The sequence below is a fragment of the Promicromonospora kroppenstedtii DSM 19349 genome, from assembly GCF_000515355.1.
Classification (GTDB): Bacteria; Actinomycetota; Actinomycetes; order Actinomycetales; family Cellulomonadaceae; genus Promicromonospora; species Promicromonospora kroppenstedtii.
The window spans coordinates 92,406-96,688 of sequence record NZ_KI911641.1 but is presented as its reverse complement, the minus strand read 5'-3'; the positions used below and the strand labels follow the sequence as shown (position 1 = coordinate 96,688).

The window sequence follows — 4,283 nt, the reverse complement described above, 5'->3', positions numbered from 1 at the left end:
CCCGTCCGCGCCGTGGCGCGGACGGGGCCGTCCGGTACTGCTGAACGAGATCAGCGAGCGTAGAACTCGACGACCATCTGCACGTCGCAGGTCACGGGGACCTCGGCGCGCTTCGGCTGACGGGTCAGCGTGGCGGTCAGCTTCTCGAGCTGGACGTCCAGGTAGCCCGGGAGGGCCGGCAGCACGTCGCGGTGCGCGCCCGCGGCGGCGACCTGGAACGGCACCGTGGTCTGGCTCTTCGGCTTGACCTGGATGGTCTGCCCCGGCTTCACGCGGAACGACGGGCGGTCCACGATCTTGCCGTCCACCAGGATGTGACGGTGGGTCACGTGCTGGCGGGCCTGCAGGATGGTGCGGCCGAAGCCGGCACGCAGCACCACGGAGTCCAGACGGGTCTCCAGGTCCTCGACCATGACCTCACCGGTCAGGCCGGCCTGCTTGCGGGCGTTCTCGTACACCTTGAGAAGCTGCTTCTCGCGAAGCATGTACTGCGCGCGCAGACGCTGCTTCTCGCGCAGACGCACCGCGTAGTCCGACTCGGTGCGACGGCGGGCACGTCCGTGCTCGCCGGGCGGGTACGGACGCTTCTCGAAGTGCTTGACGGCCTTGGGCGTGAGCGCGAGGCCCAGCTTGCGGCTCAGGCGCACCTGACGGCGCGCACGGGTCACAGAAGTCACTGTGATGTCCTGTCCTGTAGATATTGAAGGTCACACCCGGACACGGCTCCTCCACGAGGAGGGAACACACCGGGTGCGGGACCAGCCGATGGAGCGAGGTGCGTGAGCACCGTGCTCGCGGGGCCGAGGTCCCAGGGCGTTGCCATGGGCAACCTGAAGATCTTACCGCACGGGAGCATTCCGGCTCGCCGTGGGGCCGCTCACTTCCCCGCGCCGGCCCTGCCATCCTTGCCTGCGTCCTTGCCGCCGTCCTTGCCGTCGCTCCCGAGAATCCCCCGAATGCGCTCCAGGCGCTCCCCCACCTGCCGCTCGTACCCGCGGTCGCTCGGGTCGTAGTAGCGAGAGCCGGCGAGCACGTCCGGCAGGTACTGCTGCGGCGCGACGCCGTGCGGCCAGTCGTGCGCGTACCGGTACCCGTCGCCGTGGCCCATCTGCTTGGCCCCGGCGTAGTGCGCGTCGCGCAGGTGCGGCGGGACCGTGCCCACCTTGCCCGCGCGCACGTCCGCGAGGGCGGCGTCCACGCCGAGGTAGGCGGCGTTCGACTTCGGCGCCGTGGCCAGGTGCACCACGGCCTCGGCCAGCACGATGCGCCCCTCGGGCATGCCGATGAGCTGCACCGCCTGGGCGGCGGCGACCGCGGTCTGCAGGGCGGAGGGATCGGCCATACCGACGTCCTCGGCCGCGGAGATGACCAGGCGCCGGGCGATGAACCGTGGGTCCTCCCCTGCGGCGACCATGCGGGCCAGGTAGTGGAGCGCGGCGTCGACGTCGGACCCGCGGATGGACTTGATGAACGCCGAGATGACGTCGTAGTGCTGGTCGCCGTCGCGGTCGTAGCGGACGGCGGCGACGTCGACGGCGCGCTCGACGTCGGCCAGGCCGATCAGCGGGGTGGTGCCGTCCTCGCCGGTGGGCGGGTCGTCGTCGGACAGCACCGCGCCCGCGGCGGCCTCCAGGATCGTCAGGGCCTTGCGGGCGTCGCCGCCGGCGAGGCGCAGCAGGTGCTCGCCGGCGTCCTCGCCGAGCTCGACCGACCCGTCCAGGCCCCGCTCGTCGGTGACGGCCCGCTGCACGAGCCCACGCACGTCGTCGGTCTCGAGCGGCTTGAGGGTCAGGAGCAGGGAGCGGGACAGCAGCGGGGAGTTGACGGAGAAGCTGGGGTTCTCGGTCGTGGCGGCCACGAGGGTGACCCACCGGTTCTCGACGCTGGGCAGCAGGGCGTCCTGCTGGGACTTGGAGAAGCGGTGCACCTCGTCGACGAACAGCACGGTCTCGTCGCCGCCGGTGGCGAGCCGGCGCCGGGCGTCCTCGACCACCTGGCGCACGTCCTTCACGCCGGCGGTGACAGCGCTGAGCTCCACGAAGCGGCGCCCCGAGACGGTGGCCACCAGGTAGGCGAGCGTGGTCTTGCCCGTTCCGGGCGGCCCCCAGAGGATGACGGACGACGGCGCGGCGCGGCCGCCCCCGCCGGGTTCGATGAGCCGGCGCAGCGGCGAGCCGGGCACCAGCAGGTGCCCCTGCCCGGCTATCTCGTCGATCGTGGCCGGGCGCATGCGCACGGCGAGGGGCGACGACGCGCGCGCGGTCGGGGTACCCGCACTGTCGGTCGTCACCGTACTGAAGAGGTCGTCGAACACCGCCCCAGCCTACGGATGCTCACTGACACCCACGTGCTGGGCGGCCACACGACCGGGCACGTGGTCGGGCCACGGCTCGTTGGGCTCCCGCGGGTCCTCGGGCAGCAGCGTGCCTACCCAGGCGTCCCGCCGTACGCCGCGCTGCAGGCCGTGCCGGCGCAGCGTGGCCTCGACCTGGAAACCGAGGCGCCAGGCGACACGACGGGAGGCCCAGTTGCCGACGTAGGCGACCCAGCTCACCACGGACAGGCCGAGGCCGTCCGGGTCCAGCGCCCAGTCGACCACCAGGCGCGACGCCTCGGTACACAGCCCCCTGCCGCGGGCATCCGGCGTCATCCAGAAGCCGAGCTCCCCCGCACGCTCCTCGGCCGGGGTGCCCTCGTTGGTGAGGCCGACCATGCCGATCAGCGGTCCGTCGGCGTCGCCGGGGGCGCGCACGGCCCACGTGCAGACGGAGCCCTTGGCCCAGCCCTCCGCCACGTGATACCGCACGAAGCTCTCGGCGTGCCGCCGCTCGTACGGGACGGGTACCACCGTCCACTCGGCCACCGCGGGGTCCTGGCAGGCCGCGGTGATCGCGTCGACGTCCGCGTACGTGGGGACGGACAGGCGGACGTGCTCCGTGGCCAGGACGAACGGTTCCATCCCTCGATGGTGCCACAGAAATAGGCTCTCACCTGCAGGTTTGCAGATTCCGGCCCGACGTCGCGGGGGTCGGGCACGTGACGTCGGTCACGCCTCGCCGACGTCGTCGTCCGCGTCGTGGGGTGCGTCGCCCGGCGTGTCCCCCGCCTCCGCGGCGGCCTCCTCGGGGGGCTTGCGCAGCGTGCTGTAGACCGCCCAGGCCACGGCGATGAGCGGCACGGCGACGATCGCGCCCAGGATGCCGCCGACGACGGTGCCGCACGTGACGCCCAGGGCGACGACGACGGGGTGCAGCGAGACCTGCTTGCCCATGATGAGCGGTTGCAGCACGTGTCCCTCGAGCTGGCCGATGCCGGCGATGCCGAGCGTGACGATCAGGGCCGTCAGCAGCCCGTCGGCCGCCAGCGCCACGACGGCGGCGATGATCATGGCCAGGGGCGCGCCGATGAGCGGGATGAACGTGCCGATGAAGACCAGGACCGCCAGCGGCGCGGAGAGGGGCACGCCGAGGATCGAGAGAAAGATCCCGGCGAGGATGCCGTTGGTGATCGCGACGAGCACCGTGCCGCGCGTGTAGCCGGAGAAGGTGTACCAGCCGGCGCCGGCGGCGGCGTTCCAGCGGCCGCGGGTGCGGGCGGGTACCTGCTGCATGAACCAGCGCCACATGGTGCCGCCGGACGCGAGGAAGAAGACGGTGCAGAAGATCGCGAGGGCCAGGACGGCGATGCCCTCGACGATCGAGCCGGCGCTCTCGGCGGCGCGGCTCACGAGGGTCTGGGAGTTCTCCTGGATCCAGTTGGCGGCGTCGTCGATCCACTGGTCGCGCCGGTCGAGCTCGACGTCGAACGGGAACCGGTTGTTCTCGATGAGGCCGACGATCTGGTCGATGCCGGTGTTGAACTCCCCCGCGAGCCGTTCCCACTGGCCGGCGACCGAGACGACGACGTACGTCACGAGGCCGCCGACCACGAGGATGCCGGACAGGATGGCCGCGGCGGTGGCCAGGGCCCGGGGCATCACCCGGTCGTAGAGGTCGGTGAGCGGGTTGAGCACGGCGGTGAAGACCAGCGCCAGGAAGACCGCGACGAACACGATCAGCACCTGGGTGACCGCCCAGAAGACCAGGGCGACGCCGGCGACGACGAGGATCAGGCGCCACGACCAGCCCGCGGAGGTGCGCAGCCACGGCGGCGGAGCGGAGTCGCGCTGCCCGGAGTCGCGCGGCGCAGGGTCCCGGTGGGGAACACCGGGCTGCGCTGTCTCGGGCCGTGGGGCCGGTCGTGGTGCGGGGTCGGGCACCGAGTCAGTCTGCCCCATCGACGGC

Annotated in this window: 4 protein-coding genes; all 4 read right to left on the bottom strand. The window is 72.2% G+C overall.

The window, feature by feature from the left end; all coding sequences use genetic code 11:
- Window positions 1-50 precede the first annotated feature (50 nt).
- Window positions 51-677, bottom strand: coding sequence for a 30S ribosomal protein S4 (gene rpsD / locus PROKR_RS08285; protein ID WP_020015444.1), 627 nt, complete (start codon window positions 675-677; stop codon window positions 51-53).
- Between the two features lie 200 nt (window positions 678-877).
- The gene (locus PROKR_RS08280; RefSeq protein WP_051432788.1) at window positions 878-2,314 is read right to left on the bottom strand and encodes a replication-associated recombination protein A; all 1,437 of its coding nucleotides are present in this window, start codon (window positions 2,312-2,314) and stop codon (window positions 878-880) included.
- 9 nt (window positions 2,315-2,323) lie between these two features.
- Window positions 2,324-2,959 (bottom strand): GNAT family N-acetyltransferase, encoded by a 636-nt coding sequence (locus tag PROKR_RS08275; RefSeq protein WP_051432787.1) that lies wholly within the window; start codon window positions 2,957-2,959, stop codon window positions 2,324-2,326.
- 87 nt (window positions 2,960-3,046) lie between these two features.
- A complete protein-coding gene (locus PROKR_RS08270) occupies window positions 3,047-4,276 on the bottom strand; it encodes an AI-2E family transporter (protein WP_245605757.1) in 1,230 nt (409 codons plus the stop codon).
- Between the last annotated feature and the right edge of the window lie 7 nt (window positions 4,277-4,283).

Bases quoted from the DNA above. Each gene is read 5' to 3' on its own strand.
- PROKR_RS08275 (WP_051432787.1), bottom strand. From the start codon at position 2,959: ATGGAACCGTTCGTCCTGGCCACGGAGCACGTCCGCCTGTCCGTCCCC.
- PROKR_RS08270 (WP_245605757.1), bottom strand. From the start codon at position 4,276: ATGGGGCAGACTGACTCGGTGCCCGACCCCGCACCACGACCGGCCCCA.